Below are 24,221 nucleotides of genomic sequence, written 5' to 3' on the forward strand. Positions count from 1 at the left end.
GGTTTAAATCTTTTTAGTAAGAATCAGAAAGGTTTAAACCACTTCTATTTGAGTGTGCGTACCTTTTTTATAATATTTTTATACGTATCACTTAATGTAGCTTTGTGGTTTCCTGATAATAAAATAAGATTGTCACCAGGAATTATTTCTGTTATCTTTTCTATATTAACAATATAATTTCTGTGTGTTCTACAGAAATCTGAATTGTCCAGTAATTCTAAAATTTTTGTGAGTGATATTAGAATCACAAACTTCTCTTTTTCGGTAATGATGTTACAGTATTTTTCTTCTACTTCGATATATATAATATCAGAGAGAAATACTTTTTTTAAAGCTTTTCCTTTTTTTATGAATAAATATTCAGTACTTATTACAGTATCTTCTTCTTCGCTTAGAAACACATCAGTTTGTCCATAAAACTTTTCTACGGCCATTTCAATAGCATATAAAATTTCTAGTTCATTAAATGGTTTTATAAGATAGCTAAAAGGCTGTGTAAGTTTTGCTCTTTCAAAGATTTGGCGATCTGTAGAACTGGTTAAAAACACAAATGGTCTTCGTGCATCAGGGACAATATTAATAGTTTCTGCAAAAGTAATTCCGTCCGGAGTACCATCTAGAAAAACATCTACAATCGCAATGTCTACTTTAGCATTGTAAAACATGGTCAGTGCTTCCTTTAAACTTCTGGCGACACCTACAATATTGTAGTTATTAGCCAGGAGTACATTTGATAAAGCATCACTTTCTTCGGGAGTATCCTCTATAATAAGTATGTTTACATTATCCATTAGGAGGCGTTTTAGGTAAAGATACGATCATTTTTGTACCTTTTCCTAATTCACTTTTAACAGAAAATTTCCCTTTGTTTTTTTTAATCATTGATTTACATAATTGCAAACCTAAACCTGTTCCAATAGTATTTTCATTTTCTTTTTTAGAAAGCAAAACAGAATCTTTAAGCAAATCTAAACGAGTGTTTTCATTCATACCTACTCCTGAGTCTTCCACTATTAATTCGCAATAGATATCATCTGTATTTCTGGAATAGATTTTAATTTCCCCATCAGGATTAGAAAATTTGATGGCATTGTCTATTAGATTTCTTAAAATAATTTTTAAAGATTCCTGATCGGCATAAACCATATCACTTTTTGATACTTTATTCTTAAAATCTACATTTTTCTCTAGCATTAAAGGTTTGTAGTTATAGGCAATTTGTTCTACGATAAAAAATAGACGTATAGATGTGATCTCAAAATATGATTGTTGCGTCTGTAATAAGGCCCAATGCAATAAATTGTCGAGTAAATTATAGGCTCCATTTACAATAGCACTGTTATTTTGTAATAAGCCATCTAATACTTCCAGGTTCTTATTTTCTAGATTGTCTACTAATTTTGTATTACTTGTTTTTAATGCATGTACAGAAGAGCGTAAATCATGACTCACAATAGAAAAGAGTTTGTCTTTTGTAGCATTTAGCTCATCTAGAGTCTCTTTTTGTTTGGTGATAATGGCATTGGTTTTTACTTTTTCCCTATAAAAATAAACCCCTGCTGCTAATACCACTAATAATACTATAGCAGAATACAAGAACCCGTTTCTCTCGGCTATTTTTATTTTATTTTCTGCTTGTAGGACCTGTACCTCTTTCTGTTTTTGTTTGACAGCAAATTGTTTTTCGAGTTCTGCTACCTCCCAAATTTTGTTTTGGTCGTTTAATGAATCTCTCCATTTTTCATATTCTTTTCTATAGACAAGAGATTGAGAGAGGTTTTTACGATTTTCTTCGACCACAGCCATATTACGTGCAGTATTTTGTTTAGCAGTATAATCGGTAGTTGTTTTAGAAAGGCGATATGCTTTTTCAAAATAAGGGATTGCCTGTTGGTCCTTATATTGTTCATAATATAAACTGGCAATATTACCATAAGTCCCTATTAATCCTAAAGTGTCTTTTTGTTCTTCTTGTAATTTTAGACTTTTAATTAGGTATGGTTCTGCGGCATCAAATTCTTTAAGATGTAAATAACAAATACCTAAATTATGTTCGATGTTACTTTTTTTGATACCATAAAGTTCATAAGTACTTAGGTGTTCGATCTCTTTAAAATAGTGTGTGGCGTCTTTAAATTTGCTTTGTTCTAATGCGATTGTCCCTAAAATCATCTTTACCCGATTGTAGAAATAGAATGTTTTAGAGACCATCAATAATTCTCTTTTTGCTTCTTTTAATGTCTTTTTTTGGAAGAAGCTATGTCCTCTAAAAAGGTGACAATAATTCTTAAGTTCTTCAGTATTTGTAGTGACATTTAACTGTTTCATGGTATACACCAAAGTAGAGTCCCATTCCTTTGCTAAGTAGAAGGATTGCGCTTTGTTAAAATTTGGTTTGTCACTAAATTGAGTACTCCTTTTTTTGATTTCTTTTTCAAAAAGACTTGTATTTGTTTTTTGTTGAGAAAAAAGCAACGTAGAAATGGTAAGAAATAGAGGGAAGAATATTGCTTTAGTCCTAATGCCCATATACTAATTTATGAGCAATTTAGTTAATTTTGAAGTATAAAAAAAGCAGAGGATATATTACCCTCTGCTTCTGGTTCAAAAACCGCCCCCCCCCAACGCTTTTTGATATGTTGTATTCAATTTTCTTTTTATTCTGTAGGAGGAGGGACAGTAGTTACTGTGCCTCTTGAGGTTTCTGGATCACTATTCCTTACAAAAGTTTTTATATTATTAATGGCTTTTATATTTTTTATTTCTTTGTTAGTAAATATTAATGGCACTGAATAGGCAGTATAATCATTAGTAAATGGGTTAGGAGAAACAGAACCAGCACCGCAAAAGATATAACATATATAAATGGTTAATTGAGGTGTTCCCGCTTCACAAGTAGTAAGTTGATAAAAAATCCAAAAATAATCAGGCGAAATTGAAGAATCTATAAAAACTATTGTATCTATCAAAATATTATTGTTATCACGAGTTGATTTAACTATTGGAGGTAAAATTTCTTTTGATAAAGAACCAAATTTACTTAGAACAAATGGATTCTGAATAGGGTAAGGAGTTGCTTTGACAACTGTTTTGAATTGTTGTGCGCAATCTGGGAGAGTATTTTTGAATATTTGTTGTGTTTTAATATTATCAGACATAATAATTTATTTTAGGGTTAGTATTTATTTCGTAAAGCAATATAATTATGTATAATTAATAATACGTTAAAGATTCATTATTGATAATCAAGTAGATTCTTCTTAATTACCGCTACCTGACTAGCAGTAACACTACAAAGAAAACAGAATAACCTCATGATTTAGAAAAAAAAGGAATAAGACCAGAGATTATAGGTATGAAATGGTGAAAATATAGTATAGAAATTATTTCCATTTTTTTAATACATTCAAATTGCAGTTACAATGATGAGATTCTAGAACTTAATCTGTTGATGTTTTTTTCTTTTGAATAAAACCCAAACCTAAATCCTACATCTTCAACATACACATAACTTTGTGTACTTATATCATATTCAATAGGAGCATTTAATTTTTTCATAATATCAATGATACGGTACAATTTTGTTCTGGAAATTCGTAGACGAGAAGCTAATTCTTCTGGGGAACCTGTAGCCTGTAGTCTAATAAATTGATCAATTCGTTCTATAATTTCGACATGTTTAATAATAATATTCATATAGTTTATCCCTTTGTTGTTAGTAATGACTTTTGATTGTATTTATATGATATGACGATGTCTATGGGTACGTTGTGAGTTATTATTGTTTTTTAGACTGAGAGTTTAAGATTTTATACAACCTATAGGTATAAAATGCCGAAGTGGTTATATAATATAGATATTGCATGGAAAGGATGAGAATGTTGTCAGTGTTCATTTTTTTGTATATTTTAGCGTTAGGAATACAAATATAGTTCAAAATATTAAACTTGTAAAATTTAAATAATTAATATTTTGAACTTTAACACATTTGTATTTTATCAAAGTTTAGATTTTGAATTTTTATTTTTACTATGGAATTACATAAAATCAAGGAGTTAGCCGATAAAAAGGGCAAGCAAATAAAAGATTTAATTGAAGAGACAGGAATAAAGAAAGGAACGCTATTTAATTATTTGAAAGGAAAAACTCCTATTACCTTAGAAGCATTCTTAAAAATTTCAGAAGTTTTACAGGTTTCTTCCTTAGAGCTGCTTTCTTTTGTTCAAAATATTGAACTCGATGCTAAGGCTGCTCAATTTCTTGAAAAGATTGGGCCAAATAAAGATATCGCTCAAAAAGTACCAGAGAACGTTAATGTTATGATGATTCCTTTGGTGAATCAATATGCGTATGCTGGATATTTGGGAGGATTTGAAGATGAAAGTTATGTAGAAGAATTACCAAAAATACCATATTTGGCAGATAGAGAATATAAAGGTAATTATGTGTTTTTTGAGGTGAAAGGAGATTCGATGGATAATGCAAGCTATGAAAGTTACCTTGAGGGTGATCTTATTCTCTGTAGAGATGTACGGCAAGACTTTTGGATGAGTAAATTACATATTAATAAATGGGATTTTGTAATTGTTCATAAGACAGAAGGGATACTTTTAAAGAGAATTACAGATCATAATGTAGAAGAAGGAGTACTTACACTCCATTCCCTAAATGAATATTATGAAGATAGTAAAGTACATATAAAAGATATTGCCAAGATTTTTAATGTGGTTGATGTAAGAAGAAACAAAAGCAGAAGATAGCTATACATTTTCCCTGAAGAGATTTAACTCTCAAAATAAAGAATCGTTAAAATAAACTAAGAAACCCTCTATTTTTTATTAAATACTGTTTTATTTGCATTAATTATTAGTGAAAATATAAAAACAGGATGTTGTTTTGATAAAATAACTTTGTGCTTTTAGAATAAAAGAAAAAATTAAACTCTTCTTTTTATGAAATTAGATAGTGATTGTAAAAAACAAGAACCTTCTACAATGGCGGTTCACTTTCAACAGTTTGAAAAATATATTATAGGGAATAACCATTCCTTTGATTCTATAAACGGGAATCAAAAACTATTATATACAGATTGGATTGCTAGTGGAAGATTATATGGCCCGATAGAAGATATAATGCGCGATACGATTGGTCCAATGGTAGCTAATACACATTCTTTTTCGAGTGAAACAGGTAAAGCCTCTACATATGCCTATAAGCATGCACGTCAAATCATAAAGGAGCATGTAAATGCAAATAAAAATGATATCCTTGTAACGGCAGGTACGGGGATGACAGGAGTATTGTCAAGATTACAACGTATCATGGGTTTGCGATGGCCAGATGTAGTAAAAGATAAAATCAATATTCCAGAAAATGAACGTCCGGTTGTTTTTATTACACATATGGAACATCATTCTAATCATGTTCCCTGGATGGAAACTATAGCAGATGTGGTCATTGTACCTTGTGATGAAAATAATTTGGTTTGCCCTAATCTTCTTGAAATAGAAGTTGAGAAATATAAAGAAAGACCTATAAAAATTGGAGCATTTACGGCTTCATCAAATGTAACAGGAATTATAACACCATATCATACGTTAGCCAAAGTGATGCATCAACATAATGGCTTGTGTATTATAGATTTTGCGGCTTCAGCTCCTTATGTGCAGATCGATATGCATCCCAAGGATCTAGAAGAACAGTTAGATGCAATTTTATTTTCTCCTCATAAGTTTTTGGGAGGACCAGGTACTTGTGGTGTTTTAGTGTTTAATAAAGCATTGTATAATACTAATTGCCCTGATGTTCCTGGTGGAGGAAATGTAAAATGGACAAATCCCTGGGGAGAATATGGATATTATGATGACATAGAAACCAAAGAAGATGGAGGTACACCAGGGTTTCTACAAGTTATGAGAACTGCATTGGCAATTCGGTTGAAAGAAAAAATGGGAGTGAAAGAAATTGCTCAAAGGGAAGAGGAGCTATTAGCACTATGCTTTGAGAAGTTAAAAGAGATTCCAGGTCTATATGTTTTGGGAAATACCAATAAAAAACGAATTGGTTGTGTCTCTTTCGGAGTAGAAAACATCCACTATAATTTGATGGTTCGTTTGTTAAATGATCGTTTTGGGATACAGGTGCGAGGAGGATGGTCCTGTGCCAGCACATATGGACATCATTTATTTAATATTGAAACTGATTCTTCAAAAGAGATGATCCAGGATCTATTAAATAATAACCTGACAAATAAACCAGGATGGGTGCGATTGTCATTACATCCAACATTGACAGATGAACAACTAATTTATACATGTAACGCGATACATAAAATTGTAGACAATATAGACGATTGGAGTGCATCGTATACATACAATCCTAAAACCAATGAATTTGAAGTAGAGGGAGTTGGGGATGATAATATCTTGAAAGAAATAAAAGAGTGGTTTACCATATGATCTAAGAGGTATATTTTTATACCGATTTCAATTTGAAAAGATAACTTCAAATGAATTGCTGGGATTGATGGTTAGTTTCATATATATGAACTACAAAAGTTATATTTTTAATAGATAATGGAGTATGTTTTATTCAATAAGAAAAGAGAAAAAGTATTAACAATAACTTCTCTTTCTAAAAACTCTTTTTTTTCTGTATTTGAAAGACCTAATTTTTATGGAGTCTTCTTCTTTACCAAAGCAAAAGGAGTATTAGTTATTGATCAGCAACAAATTGAAATTAAGGATCACTATATCTTATTTTATTATCCATATCAGAAACTATCCTTAGAAGGAGTTTTTGAAGGAACTTTTGTTCAATTTCATCCTGATTTCTTTTGTATAGATATTCATGCTAAAGATATTGGTTGTCAAGGATTGTTATTCAATAATTTTTTTAATGATTTTTTGTTGCGATGCGCTAAAGAAGAATTTAATAAGTTATCTGATTTTCATGTCTTCATAAAAAATGAACTACTAAAGAAAGAAATAGGGCAGTTAGACATGGTATCAAGTCAGTTAAAAATATTTTTGATTAATGCTGTTAGAATTAAAAAAGGAAAACAAGAGAAAGAACTTCCCTCCAAAGATAATGTACATCACCAAATCGAAAAGCTAATAGAAAATAATTTTGTTACGGAGTCTTCTCCAGAATTTTATGTAAAAGAGCTAGAGATTTCATTAACTACTTTTAATCGATTATGTAAAAAATATTTTCAAAATAGTTTTATTACTATTCTAAATCTAAAAAGAATTGCAATCGCAAAAAATAAGCTGTTCTTAACCAATAGTCCTGTTAAAGATATTGCTTATGAAACCGGTTTTAATGACCCTCTTTATTTTAGTAGAGTTTTTAAGAAGCATTGCGGAGTTTCCCCAAAAGAGTTTAGGAAACAATTGAAAAACAATAGGTTGGTTTAATTGTCCATGTTTTGGTTATATACTCCTTATTTCTAATAGGAGTACTGATCTATTTTTGTTTAAAACTTAAAACATAAATAGTTATGAAACCAAATAATCTAGATATGGAACAAAAAGAAATATGGTTAAAAAGTCTGATTACAGAAAGCCCGCAAGAAGGATACGAGTTGGCTATACAACTTTCTAGAATGGAAGTAAAATCAACTCAACCAGATATAGAAGTATTAAAACGATTGCGCACAGATTATGCAAATAGTGCTTCTGGACTTACAGCAGCTTCTCATGTTATAGCATTGAACTTTCAAACTATTTCTGCTGCCAATGGATATTGGAGGTAGTATCTTAGAAATGAAAAATGATTTTAAGTAATTATTACTGTTTATATACTAACTTCAAAAAACCAAAAACCTCATAATAATGTGAGGCTTTTGGTTTGAATAAATACTACGTTCAAAAACAGATTATAAGTAATGTACTTTATCAATAGTAAACCCTTTTACCTCATGGTCATCTAATAAAATAAGTGTGGTTTGATCTTGGATGCTTTTTAATAATTGAAGTATTAATTGTTGAGTTTTTATATTCAATTCTTTTAATGGTTCTTCAAGAATAAGAATTGGTTTTTTTGTGAGCAGTGCCCTACAGTACATAAGTATTTTTTGTTGGCCAGAGGTTAGGTTAGCTCCAAGGTCTCCTATTTTACTTTCTAGTTGTAATTGATTTTGCTTGTCTTCGTGTTGCTGGAGGTGTTCTAGTAAGAGCTCTGCTTTTTCTTTGTTATGATCTTTTCTGTTGTAAACAACAGCTTCATATACGTCTTTGCCATATAAAGGAAAATCCTTAGATACAATAGCGATGTTCTTTCTAATTGTCTTTTCAGATAATTTACTACAACAATGATTTCCAATAGAAATACTTCCTTTAGATGGTGACATTAATTTTAGTATTAGACGAATGAAAGTTGATTTTCCTGTTCCTGATCTACCTTGCAGGAGTGTAGTGCTTTTTGCAGAGATCGATAAGCCAAAATTCTTAAATACGGGTTTTGAAGCATTAGGATAGCCAAAATAAACATCTTTAAAGACAATTTCTTCTTGATTAAGCACTAAGTGTGCAAATGGTAATTGATTTTCCTTTGGTAAGCTAAAGATATCTATAAGCTTAGAAAAAGAGATCTCTCCTAATTTCCAGACGATGCTTACTCTTAAACTTCTTCTCAATACAGGAAGTATAGAAATGATCAGTAATATAAGTACTAATAATGAGGATCCACTCAGAATTTTATCAGGGTTTTTTGCAGATATAAATACATATAACATAATAATTCCTAACATAGCATAGGTAATGGCAGGGATGATAGCTTGTAGCAATGATACAATTTTGGCATAACGTTTTCCTATAGTATAAAGATGATCTGATCTTTTTTGATATCGCTTTTCCTCGGGCTGATATTTATTAAAAGCTTTTAAGGTTAAGATCCCTCTCAATCTGGTGTTAACAAAAGTTAGCATTCCAGAACGACTATTTCGTCTATCAAGAGAAACCTCATATAACGCTTTGTTAATGAGCCAAAGTAGTATAGAGGAAATGAATATACATCCAGCAATAATCAACGCCAAATACACATCAAAATAACCAATAGCAATAACTACAATGAGTAATAAGAATACATCTTGTAAAAACCTGATTAATCCATTTCTCATATAATTTTGAATGCTCTTAAGGTCTCCGCTATACCTCAATAGGTATTTTCCGATCCCTTTATTATCATATACTCCCATTGTTAGCTGTAATTGATTGATAAAAAGCTGCTCTCTTAATCGTTTGGTAAAACGTTCTCCGACAAGAGCAATGCCATATCGATTAAAGTATTCGAATACTAATCGTAACAAGACTAATGAAAAGAAAAAGACAAGAAAAGAGCTAAAGTCAGGAGCATCCATAAAAGGAATGAACTTGAAAGCGGCCAAACGATGTGAAGAAAAACCAAAACTAAGTTCATAAAATTTTCCAATACTGATTGGAATCATAATTGTAAGGATATTATAACAAAGCCCCATAAGAAAAGCGAAGATTACTAATGTTATATTCTTACGCCCAAAATTTTTGATAATACTCCATTTATTGCTTAACATAGCATGAATTTAAATAGGTTCTTTTTTAAGAAAATAAATAAGCGGAAGGCCAAACCCTGAAAAGGACACTCTAAATCTCTTTTCAGAGTTGTTTTTTGACCCGCCACTTGAATTTTTATTCATAATTCCAGAAATCTCATCTTTTGATCTGTTTGTGGTAGCTCACATTTTTGCTGTTTGCCAAACCATCGATATCTGTTGGCGGCAATAATATCGTATATGAAATCTCTAAGTATTTTGGGGATGACCCCAAAAAAGCTTCCCAAATGCCATGGTGAATTGAGGTTTCTGCAGATACGCAACACCGCATCACTCTTATGATAAATAGTGTTATTTTCTATAAGAATGATGGATGATAGGTTTTGGGGTATATTCTTATTAACTAGTAGTTTATTAGCGGTTTCTGATTGTAATGAAGCAAAGAGATATTGCTGGTTTTTTTCTCTTTTTAGAATGAATTTAACCCATCCGTTGCATAAATTACATACTCCGTCAAAGAGAATAACGGGTTTTGAAACTCCATTATTTGTCTCTTTTTTAGCATATTCACTGACTTTTTCTTTTCTGGAAGGGTTCCATAGTTTTTCCAGATCAAAGAATGATAGAAAGATCAATCCACTCATTTGATAGCGAAAACTTATACCCATGATAAAAAAGATACTCCAATGCATCATCCAGGTTAAGGCGGCCCAAGCCATACCCCATCTCCTTTTCACCAAAGCCAGTGGTGCTCCCAGCTCTAGGACAAAGGTCAAAATACCCATTCCTAGAAATAACCAGGTGTGCTCAAATAAAAAGTCGAAAAGGGGGGCGCTTTCTGAGCCTAACATTTCTTTGCGTATTGCATCTACAGCTACTTGCGAACGCATAGCACTTCCATTAGCCCATTCTAGCGCAAGATCACCAGCAAGCTTAGCAATACCTGAAAGAAAATATGAACCAACAGTGACGGTACAAATGAGCTGAATTGGCCAACCATATTGCCAATGGGCTTTGGGGATTTTAAAACCCTTTTTCGATCGTTTCCAGGAATCCCATGACCATGCATCAGCAGATGCTACTAATCCTAATATGATAATATGTAGAATGAGAGCATTTCTATTGTGATAAATCATGGACCAGGAGTTACGATAGGTAAAGTATAATAGGGCCACAATAGCAAATGCAGGACCGGTACTTTTAAATTTCCAGCCAATAATATAGAGTATGTTCAAAAGGATTACTCCTATACTTATCCACCAGAATAATTCTGGAGATATAGGGTGTTTCATCCAACTTAATACTCCGATAGGATCAAAAGCTTCTAAATTTTTACCCATCTTCTGAAGCATATCAAAACGAGAAAGTAAATACCATAAGCTAAATAAGCCTGTGGCAATACGTAATAGAGCAAGACGTTGTGGAGTCACGGTCATAAACCAGTGATCTCGTATGATTTTTAAATACTTATTCATGGTTTTTCAATTTTATAAAAAGCCACTTTTCTTTCATGAACAGGGAGTGTATCTTTTTTTAGAAAATAATTCTCTAAATGATAATATCCTTTAACTAATTCAATTCGCACTAAATTGGAATAAGGATCCCCCTTTTTATTGGCGATTTTTTCTGCAACTTTTTGTGTGAATGCCTGAGCTCTATCTGATCGAGCCGCTTTTCTTATTTGCCTTCGAACTTGATTAAAACCTCCTGTTCCTGCAATTTTGTAAGAGATCTTATGTCGTTTTTGAGTAGTATCATACCCTACAAAATAATATAAACCATAGGTCGCTTTTCTTTTTTTAGAAAACATTGGATAATACGATAAAGGAAAATTGTCTTTTGGTTTACTAGCCCAGTTTTCTGCAACAGGTGATAAAATCAAAGCAATAATTAATATACTTACCCACATGGCTTGTTTTTGAGAATATTTCATGGTGAAGAGTTTTTTTGATGAATTATTCTTTTATACAGCAACATTCACATCCTGTGATAACAGATCAATCAATATATCAGATTGTACTAATTTACTAAGTGAAAGAACAGGAGTTGAAAATTGACTCTGGACCTCAGCGACTAGAAGAGGACTGCCAGTAAACAGGCCTGCTAAAGCAAATAAACGGTCATTAAAAATTGGAGATAACATCTGTATACCACTATGTATTGCTAGACTATCACAACAGGATAAAATAACATGATCAATGGTTTCTGTAAATAATGAATGGTTTAATAGTGCTTTGGTTTCTTGTTGATACAATCCATCGGCTATTTCAATGACCACATAATCTGGATCTGCTTGTGCGACATCGGATAATAATCCTTCATATAAATCCATTATGGTAGTAGTAGAACAGAGATACGTAGAAGGAAAACCAAATTCTGAAAAATCACTAACAATATCTGCACCACAATCATATGCTAACATTCTGTCTTTATTAAAAACAGTTCCGGTAAGTTTTATATATGCTACCTGATATCCAGAGGACTTTAATCCTCTACAAAGGTATGCTGCAGTAGTAGTTTTACCACTATCCATACTAGAACCTATAGATAAGATAGTTTTAAAGTTTCTTATTTTTTTGGCATTGAACTTTACTGGTTTTTTATGATGATAAATAGTATTTATTACTTTGCCATGCTGTTGGGTAACATATCCAACTAATTTTAGTTTAGTAGGACCTTTAAGTTCTAATTTGTAAAACATAGAGGTTACGATGCCGGCTACACCGCCTTTACCCAAAAGATCATATTCTTGATGATATCCTTCGGGAACATATCCTTCGAATTGATTGCTAGCATAACGATTGCCAAATGCCAGCATTATTTTGTCTCCTTCGAAAATATAACAGTTTCTTCCTTCAAAATCTTGAATTGCATTTAAAGAGCCAATACTAATGACTTCAAATATCGCCACATCTCCAGCTATTGGTTGATGGTTTTTGACAATGGTTTGGTCAATTTTATAATTGACAATATTTTTACAGATGTTAGATTTTTTGATTGTTTTCATAATACATATTGGTTAAAAATTAATATCTAATTAGTGTTTAAATTTATTTAGAGGCTAGTGTTGTTTGTAAAGCATTGATTTTGGAGAAATGACTTCCTACGGATGTCGATGATGATTTTTTTCTTAAATCGAGTTGATAAGAAAATCGAAACATCACAACAGAAAAATGGTTAAATGCTCTACGGATTTTACCGTTTCTTGGATCTGTTACATTAATTTCCCGATATTTATTCCCGATATTAAATTCTGTTTGCCTCATATAACTTAGACTAGCATTTGCTCTTTTAAAAGGTCTAAAACGAACCCCTAAAGTGATTCTATGAGCATGAAGGCCGTTAGGAGATTGTTTAACTACTTTTTCTCCTAATTCATCTCTATATTGTAGAGGTCTTCCGGATAAGTAATAATGAAATTCATTTGTGATAAACGGAGTGGTTTTAAAAGGTAAACCCCAATTACCACGATGAACTCGAAATCCATAACGTAAGCGGTATTCGAATTTACTTCGTTCGGGGAAATGCCATTCTCCTCTAAGGCTATTTGCAATACGAAATTTGCCTAATTTTAGATCTAACCTAAAACGACCTGTAATTCTATTTCTGGCTTCCTGATCAGGGTCAGAAGGGTCAGACGATCTAAGGTAACCTACTCCAAACCGAATTCTCTTATTCAATCTGTAGGAAATATTGGCGCTATTTTGCAGAGAGGCCAATTCGAATGGTTCTTGGCTAAATAATAATAATTGACCAACGTTAAGCCTCCATTCTTTGGTAAGTTTTGCCTGAGCACTATGTCCAGTCCATACCTTAAGATCTTCTTGTCCCATGGTCGCGGTAACGAAAAAATAGAAGAAGAGTATAGTTATTATTTTTAGTTTAGTCACAGCAGTAATATCTAATGAGTTAATACTTTGTTGATATGTTACCCTTATAAGAGAGAAAGGGTAATAGTGTGACAGACTATTTTTATTTTTTTTTAGAAACGTCTAAAAAAGAGAAGAGGAGGACTGTGAAAACATAATTTTGATACTTATTTTAATCGTTTTGAATAGTGCCATATGAAAAAGAAAAGTACAAATAACCCCACTATTACTATCCAAATAGTTGGACTTATGGACTCTTTGGTTTTGTCAATTTCACCCAATAAAATAAAATTAGCCCAATAATAAGGGTGTTTTTTGTTTGGCTCTGTTCTGGAAAGATAATCCAGTTTGGATTGATGTAATGCAAGGTCTTTAGGTAAACCGTCATGTATGTTTTCTAAAAAAGATGTAGTGATGGCTATAGAACTTGCTTCTGTAGCATTCCATAAACTAGACATAATGTTGTGAGCACCTCCTAATAAAAATGATTTACTCATTCCTTGAACTCCTTCTCCACTGTATATTTTTCCGCTTGCAGAATGACAAGTACTAAGAAGTACCAAATCTGCATTTAACCGATTTCCATATAGATTTTGGGCAGAAAGAATAAATTCTTTCTGGTTGTCATCAAAGAGTATACAAGATCTACCTGGATCATCCAAATCGACTAAGCCATGCAGGGAAAGATGAATAATATCTGCATCAGAACTATGTTTTAAAAAATTTTCTAATGAAGCTTCATTATCAATATACATTTCTCCATCAAAAATAGCTGCTCCTCTTTTTATTTCTTCATCAGAAAGAACAAGTTGCATCAGGTTTTCACTTCCAAAAAAACGTTTACGGGCTTTTAATTTTTGATTGAGTTGACCACTATATCTTGAACTAAAACCGATATAACTCTCCAGAAATGACGAATTTTGTTTTCGAAATAGTAAAGCTACCGAATAGGAATAGGAGATCGTGTAATCTTCAATTAAATATTTTTTAGTCTTGTTATCGCTATCGATTAGTGCTTCAAAAGAGAGTTTGTGTAACTGGCCGTCAGGAATTATACATAGACGTTTTATGTCTTTTCCAATCTTTTTAATGCCTTTTTTGAGACATCTCTCGAATATGAGTTGAGAAAGCTTTTCTGATACTTCTGACTTTGGATCGTGGCATTGTGCAATAAAGTTATCCAGCGCTTTTATAATAGTTGGATCATAAGGAGTAGTAATTGAAAAAAAATCATTTTTGGTTAACCAAAAACTATAGATATTGTTTTCAGAAAGAAAGTATTCTACTACCGCCATATTGCTTGGTAAATCCCCTTGTATATCTTTCAGTTTTGGAGGCCGGATAAAAGTATATTTCTCTTTAAAATAGGTGGGCTCTTTTTGTTCAATTTCTTTAAGATAACTATCTAATGCATATTGAGCTTTGGTATACACTTGTAGAAGAGAATCTTTATCATCCGTGGCTTCAGAAAGTAATACTTGTTGGGCATGCATTTCTGCTCGTAAATCTTGTTCATGCTTCACTATTTCTGGAGAAACATTGGATTGAAATGCGTCTGCTTGATTAAGTTCGTATTGCAAAACTATTGCTTTAGTTTTGGAGGAAAAATAATACGCTTCTTTAAGATAAAAAGGATCTCCGGTAATTCGATGTAGTTCCAAAGCATCTTCAATAGCCTTGCCATAATGTTCAAATTTCAGGTTTAAAAAATCTAATTTGGATTGTTCAAATTGAAAAGAAACCAAGCTTCTATTAATTACCGAATCAATCTTATGTTGGGTACTCAAAGCTTGTTTAAGAAATTTTATATCTTTTGATCTTTTATATTTATCTTTAAATATTTTTATTTTTAATTCAATTAGTCGTATTAAATGTTTGTTATCTAGGGATTTAGATGTTTTTATAATAGGTAAGTGTTCTTTGTCAAAACTCGCATTAGGAACTAATATGTCAAAGGCTTTATTTAGATTATGATTCCCTTTTTCTATATCTCCTTTTCTAATAAATATATCGCTAAGATTTTCATAGGCATGAACTATTGACAATTTGCTTTCTCCTTTTTCAATCATAGTATTTCTGATATCTAATGATCTCATGAGGTTTTTTTCGGCAAGATTAAATTTTTCTTCTTCTAAATATATCATTGCCATTAATTCGAGGCCGATTGCAAAGTAATAGGGTTTATTTTCATTAGTTAATAAGTTTAAGCCCTTTTGCGCCATTTGTTTTGCGGTTTTATATTCCTTGAGCTCTAGATGGGTTGTTCCGGCATTTAGATATACCCAGGCTAAATTAAGTTTTGGAATTGTTTCGGGAAAGTTTTCATGAATAGATAAAGCTTCATCAATATACTTTTTAGCCTTTTCATATTCTTTGAACTCCTTGCTCATAGCAATAAGATTATTAAAGACCTCAAATTGCTTAGCTTTAGTGTTATCTTGTTGTTTATAAAGGTTTATTGCATTTTTAAAATATAATTCAGCACGAAAAAGATCATTTTTATTCTTATAAAATTTACCAATACCATGATATTTATTTGCTAATTTATAGCTAGAATAAAGTGTGTCGTTTTCAAAAATGTAAAGAGCTTCATCTAGATATAATTTAGCTGTTTCTATATCATTAAGATATTGGTAAGAAACCCCAATATTGTATATAGTATTAGCTCTTTCTGAAGGAGGAACCTTAGCACAATTTTCCCAAGTATTTAAGACTTCTTCCTTAAAATAAGCTATCGCTTCTGATTCTCTATTGAGAAGATAATAAGATACACCAATTTTGTGCGATATCTTTCCTTTGTAATAACAATCCAACATTTTGTAACCTTTTTGTTTTACTAGGTTCTCAATCAATTGTAGATTATCTTCATAACGCTTCTGTTTGATATTCTGATTAATTTCTTGATAGTGTTTATTAAAAAAATCATCATTTTGCACAGTTGCCATAGACATTGAAGTATAAAAAATGAAAATGCAAATGAAAGGTATTTTTAAAATCATAATTCAATCTCTTTTAGTGCCAGGAGTATATGTTTCGAGTAATTTTTAGGGAAAAATAGTATTAATAAAATCACTTAATACCTTGCGAATTCAATAGCTTTACTATTAAAAAAATCACTAATTCTTGTATCCATGCTGTTGGATGCAAGAATTAATGAATTTTAGATTTGAAAATACCCAGAACGTACAGCGGGTTTAGGTAATGAGAACGTTGTGGTTATTGTTTTATTATAGTATGCATCGTTGTATTACTTTCTGTATTTACTTTAATAAAATACATTCCCGGTTGTAGCTGATCAGTTTGTGGTAAGTCAATTTGATTTTCTCCTGGAGAGATATGAAATTGATTTTTTAATGTTAATATTCCGTTTTGATTATACATTGAAACGGTGATTTGTTGTTTTGGATCTTCTTTAAGGTGCAATTGAAGTATTTCTTTAAAAGGATTTGGGAAAAACATAGATTTTGGTTTGGAAATTGTAGATCCGCTAGATTTATTTATTGGGAGTTGACAAGCATTATTAAGTTGTTCGAATGCTGCTTGAAAGTTAATAACACCATTGGAAACTACTTTTTCAAATAAATCTGATGAGGTAGTAGAAGTGTTAATTAAAGAACATTTAATTTGTTGGTAGTTAAATGGAGATTGATGTGTGGCTAAAATTGCCGCAAGTGCTGTAACATTTGCAGAAGAAAAAGAAGTTCCTGATTGGCTGGTTATAGCTGCATTTAAACCAGGGCCAGGAATATTTTCACCTAATAAGGCTACATCTACTCTTTGTTGCCCATAGCTACTAAATTGGCTTAGCTTATTATCACAATCTGTGGATGCTACAGATAAAATATTATCGTTAGGATAGGAGGCAGGAAACGAAATAATATTATCTGTATCATTATTTTCATTTGTATTACCCGCGGCTGCTATAATCATAGCACCGTTTTGCTCTGCATAGTCGATAGCTAACTTTAGTGGCTTATCTGTTGGGTTTACATTGTAGTTCTGGTAACTAAAACTAAAATTTAGAATATTATTACCTTCGTTTACAGCATCTAAAATAGCAGGAATGAGATTAGAAACATATCCTCTTCCTAAATGATCATGAGTTTTCCTAATATCGAACGAGATAGGAGAATTTGTAGTTCCTTGATGATGTAAAAGGTGTTGTATAATGCCTGCAATATGACTACCATGACCATTTTGATCATTGGGTATTGAGTCATTGTCAATATAATCATATCCGGTATACTTATCTATATTAAAAGAATATCCTGGGAAATTTGCATCTGATTGCGTACTAATTCCCGTATCGAAAATAGAAATTTTTATAGGATTTGTACCCAGCGAATATTGGGGGACTATAGTATTAAAACAGAAGTTTTGTATATCTACAGGAGGGTTGGGTACAATATGACCAATATTAAATTCAACCCCATCGATATCAGTTTTTCCTTCTGCAGATTGTACTTGTCCATCTATATTCGTAACGGTTTGGCCATGTGTAGATACATATGGGAATCGGTTAGTATTCCACAATCTTAGATTGATTTCTTTTCGATACCAAATTTCTTCAGAATTTAATTCACTTAATAAGTCATTAACTGCACTTTGATTAATTGAAGGATCTAGTGTTACAAAATATAAAGTAGGGTGTTTAATAATTTCATCTTCATCTTCATCATCGTCTTCATCATCATCATCATCATCTTCGTCATTGTCGTCGTCATTATTTTTGGATATATCCACTGATTTGGGCACATGGTTTTGTGTAGTGTTTTTTTGTTGACCTAGAATTGGGAGTTGAAACAATAATAAAAGAATTAGGATTAAAATTTTTTTTAGAGTTTTCATGTTCAAGTGAGTTAATGGTTTTTAATTGTGTGAAATGGTCTTTTTAAAGTGTACTATAGCATGGCATTCAAAATAGAGAGTGACTATTCTGTGCCTGATAATTTCAGTTTCTAACTAGTCTTAGCGCTATTTTTGTAGACTTAGTTAGGTACTGTTTATTAAAAATTAGAATTTACATTTGGTGTCGAATATCCTATTATGTAAAGAATGTATAATCGTGTTTAGTTATTCTTCATTGAGTTTTTTTAAGAATTGTTGTGCATCTTTATATTTCCAATCGGTATTGCGAATTTTCTTCAATTGTATTTTTGCTTTTTCATTTTGTTTGTTGAGTATGTATGCCAAAGATTGATACCAATTTAGCTCTTGTTTAAACCTATTGTTGTTAAGGTTGTTCTCCTCAAATTTTTGGATAGCTTCAGTATATTGCTGATTTAATAGTAAAGCTAATCCGTAATAATATTGATCTTCTTCATTCGCAATCCTCAGATTTTGGAAATGTTTAACTGATTGCTGATATTTTTTACTATTAAATGCCTGAATCGCCAGTATTCTATTTTGATCTTCTTCTATAGAACCTTTAGAGGCACCAGGGTGCAATATTTCTTGTTTATCCAGATATTGCTGTGCCATTGCATTAGAATCTATAGAAGGTGTACTTAACAACTGCAAGGTTACAATTAAACTGATACAGGCTGCTGCTGCCAAAAAGATTTTTATGTACTTAGAGGATGATGTCGTTTTTCTTTTTCCATTTTTACTTCTTTGTATATCATAATCATTAGCTAGTATTTTTTTCCATTTGACTCTTAAATCATTATCATTTTTCTGCTTTAGTATGTCTTCAAAGATTTGATCTTCTTCTTCTCTAGAGATATCAGGGTCTAAAAGTTTATTTAATTTATCCTTCATGACTATACAATTTTTTTTAAACTAAATTGTTCTTTGAGTTGTTTGATACATCGCTCTTTTTGTTTTCTTATTGTTGCTGGACTCTTTTGGGTTTCTGTGGCTATTTCTGACAGTTTCATTTTTCCATAAAAATGCCAGGTCAGTAGCTTTTTACAAGAATCTCCTAATATTTGCCAAGCATTATTTAGTAAGCTTAACTCTTCTGAATCGATTGATTCTGTTTCGGTTTCTTGAGCCAAAGTAATTACGCCTTCAATATTGGATGTATTTTTTTTAAGATTTCTAAATAACATTTGCGAAGCCATTTTTGTGAAAAGGAAGCGAAGGTTTCCGTATTTTAATTTTCCATCTACAAATCGTGCTCTAAATTCGATTAAGGCATCCATTGTTGCGTCATATGCATCTTCACGGCTTGATTTGTGTTCTCTACATAGATACTTCATGGTTTCTTCAAATTGTTTTAGAAAGACTTGTTCAAAAAAATGCGAATCATTTCTTTTTAGATCTGTTATCAGTTTTTCAAATGATGTCTCACTTAGTCCAAAATTTTTATGTTTCATTCTTATTTGGTTTAGTCTCCAAAGGGGTACATAAGATATAAGACTAATTTACTAAGAAAAAAACGGTTTCATTATTGAATTATGTATCCATATAAGGTGCGAAAATGTAAAACGTGACAAATTTTAGTTAAAAATTGTTAAGTTTTTTTATTTCCGTGTTTTTCAGTTCATTTAGTCAAATAATTGTTCATTTACATATGAACAGTTCAAAAAGAAATTACCCTAACTGTATTATGAAAAAAAATGTAGTTATGTTCCTAAATTTAGGCTGAGTTTAATTTTATAAGGTTCGCATATTTAGGTATGGTATATGTAAATCAGGCTTCTATGTAAGTAAAACCCTCTTGAAATAACAAGAGGGTTTTACTTAGATTATCTTTTATGGATAATATTTTAAATGCTTTTGAGTAGTATTATGCAGCTAATACCCTGGTAGGCATTCCATATATTTCTATCGCAGGTTCTAGGGTATCCTCAGTAAAAGAAGATTGTAAAGATTCTAATACATTATAATTAAACCATATGGATATTAGTCTGTAAGGAATTTCTAATGAATCTTTTAACCCCAATTTAGAATCTTCCATATGAACCCATCTTTTAAGGGGTTGCTCATATATTTTATTCATGATTTCTGTTTTTCCGAAATGTTTCTTCATTTTGATAAACATTTCTACATCGAATAACCATCTGCTGAAGAAGCTTTTATTGAAAATCACAGGAACCAATTCAGCTTTAAATACTTTAGCACCACATTGTGTATCCTGAATGGATAATCCCAATATCAATACAATAAGAATATTGATGAATTTTGATATTATAGCTCTAACTCCGTTTTTTTCGATGTTTCTTGAAGCTTCCTTTGCTCTGGAACCAAAAACAAAATTTAATCTTCTATTTGTTTTCAACGTTTTTAAAAGCCCGTCAAAATCTTCAAAATCTGTTGATAAATCTGCATCTATAAAACCAATAAATTCCATATCTCCTCTACTATGTAAATATCTGGCACCTGCTCTTACTGCAGCAGCTTTACCTGAATTTTTTTTCATATCAATAATACTCACTTTATGGGAATTATAAGATTGAATATCTTTTAACACTTCTAATGTGTTATCCTTACTTCCATCATTCACAAAACATAAATGAAAATTGTTTTCTTTTTGAACAAAATTAACAAAGGCAGCCACGTTTAATCTCTTTTCTTCGTTATAGCAAGGTATGATGATTCCAGTTTTCATAATAGATTATTTTGGGATTATGTTTCAAATGTAGTAGTGTCTTGGGCCTTAAAAACAGGTATTTCGGTTAGCAGAAAATTGCTATCGACGAATGGTTTTTATCGAAAGACATACCATTCGTCTAAACCCAAACCTTTGTTGTATATTTAAATCGAAAACTACGGCGAGTCTTTATGGATAAATCCACAAATAAGTATTTAATTAGTGCATTACTGGTTGGAGTAATCTTTCATGGTACTTCAATATTTTTTACATTAGAGTCTACCTATGACGCACTGATTCATCTTTTTTTTGGAAACCATTATGCAAATAACTGGTTCGAACCTTGGAATTATAGTTGGTATACTGGGTTTACTGTCATGGGATATCCACCTTTGGTACATCAAAGTATTGGATTACTGTCATACATAGGTGGATTAAAGTTTGGTCTGTTTACTGTTGCTATTATTGGGATTATTCTTTTTATAACAGGAATATATCGTTTTGCTTTGGTGCTAACATCAAATAGGAATGTTGCCGGGTATACAGCTATCTTTGCAGTGTTTTCTTCTACTTTTATAGAAACACTACACGTTTTTGGTCAACTCCCTAGTATAATCGGACTTTCTATTTTACTTCATGCATTGCCAGAAATTTATCTTTGGATAAAAGTTGGTAAGTATAAGTATTTAGTAAATGCTTTAAGTCTTCTTGCAGTAACAGTTACTTCTCATCATGTGACTCCAATTTTTGGGATGGTATTTTTTATTTTCCCGTTAATAGGGATGATCATTATGGATGCATCCAGAGAGCAGGTAAATTCATATAAAGAAGTTAGGTTTTTATTGTTCTTTAAAACATTTCTGTCTCTTTTTAAAAGAATTGTAAGCTTTGGTTTAGGATCATTATTGTTAATCATAATTTGTATTCTTCCGTATTGGATTAACACTAAAAACAATCCTATTACCCAGGTACCTATCCCTCATGGTTCAAGAGATAATTTTTTTGAAGTTACTTCTTCTGGGCTAGTGTTTTTTTTAATTCCATGGGGAATTTTATTGTTTATTCTTCCTTATGTATGGTATCGATTTTATAGTAAACGATATTTGTTTTTTGGTTTATCATTTACCCTTTTAACAATTTTAGGAACAGGTGGAACAACACCAATACCTAGAATGATGTTAGGAGAAAATGCCTTTAATATTCTTACACTGGACAGGTTTACATTGTGGGCATCGATTATGGCATTACCTATTTTTGGGGAATTTGGTTATCGTTTTATAGAGGGTGATCTTAAAAAAAGTATTCAGGATAGATATGGTGGGGTATATCGCAGAATTTTAGGAGGTTTATTTATGGGGACTTTTGTATTCATTGTTTTCTTTACTATGAGTCTTGGGTATTTTAGACCTTTTCAGCCTCAAAAAATTAAAATGCTACCCATTCTTAATTTTTTACAACAAGATCAACATGATCATTGGAGGTATTTACCTTTGGGATTCGGAGATCAAATGGCATGGCTATCTGCTCAGACTAATGCAATGACGGTTGATGGAAATTATCACTCTGCACGTAGATTGCCAGAGTTAACTACAAGAGCAGTAGAACGACTAGAGAATTCTAAGTTTAGAGGGGTAGAAGGAATAGGTTCTTTACAGCAATTTCTTACCGTACCCGAGAAATACAATTTAAAGTATGTATTCTCTAATGATAAATTTTATGATCCTATTTTGTATTTCTGTGGATGGCAAAGGTTACGACAGTTAGAAAATGGAATTATGGTTTGGGAAAAATTAAATGTACCTCCATTATCCAGTATTTTACCCAAAGAAGATGTTCCGATGTTTCAAAAACTGATGTGGGGCCTTATTCCTGTTGGAACTGTGTTATTTGCATTCATTATTAATATACAATTGATTTGGATTCATGGATTAAAATCAAAACAAAAGAGCTTTCCTGTTTATTTTAAATTCGGAATTCCTTATGAAGGGTTTCATAAAGGAATTTTAAAAATATCTCATCTATGGGGAGGTGTAATGATTATTGTTTTTGGAATAGGGTTTTATAAATTATATATAAAAAATGCAAAGCAAATTAGTCCGGTTAACGTAACAGAATCCTATTATGATGCGTTAGATTTTAAGGAATTTGAACGTGCGTATTCCTACCTGGATCCCAGTAGTGATAAAACCAAAGATCAATTTATGTTAGAGATTGCTGTTACTGATGGTTTGTTGAGTTCGTATGCAAAACTGGATGAGATTAAAGTAAATATAACAGACAAGACTGATAGTACAGCCAAAGTAAAAGCGCTAACGAGTTGGATTACGCCTTTAGAAAAGATAGATAAAACATTCTATCATGAATTGGTGAAAAAGAATAAAAAATGGTTTGTAAAACCATCTCTCTATGATTTGGATATTCCTCCAGATCAATTATTTGTAGAAAATACTGCAGAATATCATAACCACGGAAGACGCAGAATAAGCTCAGAGCAAACATATCATGAAGATGTATTAAAACAACCAGTTTTAGAAGTGTTGTCTGCAAAGATTGTCACTTATGAGGGGCGACATGTGATTATAGGTGAATTGCAAAATATTGATAATGTACCGGCAGATGTTGTTATAACCGGTACACTATATGAAAACGATATACTATTGGCAAGGTATAATGCCAAACATCAAATGAAGCATAAATTGATGCCAAAAGAGACCACTAGTTTTCGTGTTAATTTTGAAGGAATCGCATGGGTGGATCAAAAAGAACGTAAGCCAGAAACCTTTAATCCAGACGAATTTACCCCTATGGATTTTGAAGACAAACCAAATACATTTGATTTACAATGTGCAGGAAATGTAGCCACTGTAGACTTATATAAGGGAGTTGCGATTAATGAACTTTCTGTTCAAAAAGATCATGTTGAAGGAGTTTTGTTTAATTCGGGTTTGCAAGAAGTTACAATCCCCTTATTATTAATCTCCTACTATGATGAAAATAAAGAATTAATATGGGTAGATCACCAATATCTTCCAGAAGGTATTCGACCACAGCGAAAACAGTATTTTGACTATAGATTTTTAAACTTGTCAGAAATAGAAAAAGGAGAAAACAATCTAAAGAATGTTTTTGTAAATGGCTTGTCAAATACTGTCATTAGTGATAAAGTAGTACCCGAACGAAAATATGATCATCAATTTGCATCAATGATACCAGTAGATGGAAAAGGATTTAGTTATATAAAATTAGAAATCAATACATATATAGGAGCCCCTAAATAATGAAG

19 protein-coding genes are annotated in these 24,221 nt (G+C 31.7%); 5 read left to right on the forward strand and 14 right to left on the reverse strand.

What is annotated here, in order from left to right; translation table 11 throughout:
• Positions 1-44 precede the first annotated feature (44 nt).
• From FOF46_RS05585 to FOF46_RS05600, 4 genes are all read right to left on the reverse strand, one after another.
• Positions 45-791, reverse strand: a complete 747-nt coding sequence (locus FOF46_RS05585; RefSeq protein ID WP_143915768.1) for a LytR/AlgR family response regulator transcription factor — start codon at positions 789-791, stop codon at positions 45-47.
• Complete coding sequence (locus FOF46_RS05590; protein ID WP_143915769.1) at positions 784-2,529, reverse strand: tetratricopeptide repeat-containing sensor histidine kinase; 1,746 nt, start codon at positions 2,527-2,529, stop codon at positions 784-786. The genes FOF46_RS05585 and FOF46_RS05590 overlap by 8 nt, the downstream gene beginning before the upstream one ends.
• A 128-nt stretch (positions 2,530-2,657) precedes the next feature.
• Complete coding sequence (locus tag FOF46_RS05595) at positions 2,658-3,158, reverse strand: hypothetical protein (protein ID WP_143915770.1); 501 nt, start codon at positions 3,156-3,158, stop codon at positions 2,658-2,660.
• Between the two features lie 259 nt (positions 3,159-3,417).
• Positions 3,418-3,696, reverse strand: a complete 279-nt coding sequence (locus FOF46_RS05600; RefSeq protein ID WP_143915771.1) for a hypothetical protein — start codon at positions 3,694-3,696, stop codon at positions 3,418-3,420.
• A 335-nt stretch (positions 3,697-4,031) separates the two neighbouring features.
• Here FOF46_RS05600 and FOF46_RS05605 point away from each other — a divergent pair, with 335 nt between their 5' ends.
• The 4 genes from FOF46_RS05605 (at position 4,032) to FOF46_RS05620 (ending at position 7,756) form a co-directional block, all read left to right on the forward strand.
• Positions 4,032-4,760: a LexA family transcriptional regulator gene (locus FOF46_RS05605; protein ID WP_109433990.1), complete on the forward strand. Its 729-nt coding sequence runs from the start codon at positions 4,032-4,034 to the stop codon at positions 4,758-4,760.
• 192 nt (positions 4,761-4,952) lie between these two features.
• Positions 4,953-6,458 (forward strand): aminotransferase class V-fold PLP-dependent enzyme, encoded by a 1,506-nt coding sequence (locus tag FOF46_RS05610; RefSeq protein WP_143915772.1) that lies wholly within the window; start codon positions 4,953-4,955, stop codon positions 6,456-6,458.
• 117 nt (positions 6,459-6,575) lie between these two features.
• Positions 6,576-7,418: a helix-turn-helix domain-containing protein gene (locus FOF46_RS05615; protein ID WP_143915773.1), complete on the forward strand. Its 843-nt coding sequence runs from the start codon at positions 6,576-6,578 to the stop codon at positions 7,416-7,418.
• Positions 7,419-7,501: 83 nt separating this feature from the next.
• Positions 7,502-7,756 (forward strand): hexameric tyrosine-coordinated heme protein, encoded by a 255-nt coding sequence (locus tag FOF46_RS05620; RefSeq protein WP_244299571.1) that lies wholly within the window; start codon positions 7,502-7,504, stop codon positions 7,754-7,756.
• A gap of 123 nt (positions 7,757-7,879) precedes the next feature.
• On the opposite strand, the gene FOF46_RS05625 is transcribed toward FOF46_RS05620, so the two are convergent.
• The 10 genes from FOF46_RS05625 to FOF46_RS05670 form a co-directional block, all read right to left on the reverse strand.
• A complete protein-coding gene (locus FOF46_RS05625) occupies positions 7,880-9,553 on the reverse strand; it encodes an ABC transporter transmembrane domain-containing protein (protein ID WP_143915774.1) in 1,674 nt (557 codons plus the stop codon).
• A gap of 119 nt (positions 9,554-9,672) precedes the next feature.
• The gene (locus FOF46_RS32490; RefSeq protein WP_244299573.1) at positions 9,673-11,007 is read right to left on the reverse strand and encodes a DCC1-like thiol-disulfide oxidoreductase family protein; all 1,335 of its coding nucleotides are present in this window, start codon (positions 11,005-11,007) and stop codon (positions 9,673-9,675) included.
• A complete protein-coding gene (locus FOF46_RS05635; protein WP_143915775.1) occupies positions 11,004-11,465 on the reverse strand; it encodes a hypothetical protein in 462 nt (153 codons plus the stop codon). The genes FOF46_RS32490 and FOF46_RS05635 overlap by 4 nt, the downstream gene beginning before the upstream one ends.
• Positions 11,466-11,495: 30 nt before the next feature.
• Positions 11,496-12,539 (reverse strand): P-loop NTPase family protein, encoded by a 1,044-nt coding sequence (locus FOF46_RS05640; protein WP_143915776.1) that lies wholly within the window; start codon positions 12,537-12,539, stop codon positions 11,496-11,498.
• Positions 12,540-12,582: 43 nt separating this feature from the next.
• Positions 12,583-13,422 (reverse strand): DUF2490 domain-containing protein, encoded by an 840-nt coding sequence (locus FOF46_RS05645; RefSeq protein WP_143915777.1) that lies wholly within the window; start codon positions 13,420-13,422, stop codon positions 12,583-12,585.
• 146 nt (positions 13,423-13,568) lie between these two features.
• The gene (locus FOF46_RS05650) at positions 13,569-16,346 is read right to left on the reverse strand and encodes a CHAT domain-containing protein (protein ID WP_167571753.1); all 2,778 of its coding nucleotides are present in this window, start codon (positions 16,344-16,346) and stop codon (positions 13,569-13,571) included.
• A 271-nt stretch (positions 16,347-16,617) separates the two neighbouring features.
• The gene (locus FOF46_RS05655; RefSeq protein WP_143915779.1) at positions 16,618-18,249 is read right to left on the reverse strand and encodes a S8 family peptidase; all 1,632 of its coding nucleotides are present in this window, start codon (positions 18,247-18,249) and stop codon (positions 16,618-16,620) included.
• 225 nt (positions 18,250-18,474) lie between these two features.
• Positions 18,475-19,161, reverse strand: a complete 687-nt coding sequence (locus tag FOF46_RS05660) for a tetratricopeptide repeat protein (RefSeq protein WP_143915780.1) — start codon at positions 19,159-19,161, stop codon at positions 18,475-18,477.
• A 2-nt stretch (positions 19,162-19,163) separates the two neighbouring features.
• Positions 19,164-19,721 (reverse strand): RNA polymerase sigma factor, encoded by a 558-nt coding sequence (locus FOF46_RS05665; protein WP_143915781.1) that lies wholly within the window; start codon positions 19,719-19,721, stop codon positions 19,164-19,166.
• Positions 19,722-20,134: 413 nt separating this feature from the next.
• Positions 20,135-20,956, reverse strand: a complete 822-nt coding sequence (locus FOF46_RS05670) for a dolichyl-phosphate beta-glucosyltransferase (RefSeq protein WP_143915782.1) — start codon at positions 20,954-20,956, stop codon at positions 20,135-20,137.
• Positions 20,957-21,129: 173 nt separating this feature from the next.
• On the opposite strand from FOF46_RS05670, the gene FOF46_RS05675 reads away from it, so the two are divergent.
• The gene (locus tag FOF46_RS05675; RefSeq protein ID WP_143915783.1) at positions 21,130-24,216 is read left to right on the forward strand and encodes a hypothetical protein; all 3,087 of its coding nucleotides are present in this window, start codon (positions 21,130-21,132) and stop codon (positions 24,214-24,216) included.
• The last annotated feature ends 5 nt before the right edge of the window (positions 24,217-24,221 follow it).

It is taken from the genome of Aquimarina algiphila (genome assembly GCF_007489275.1).
Classification (GTDB): Bacteria; Bacteroidota; Bacteroidia; order Flavobacteriales; family Flavobacteriaceae; genus Aquimarina; species Aquimarina algiphila.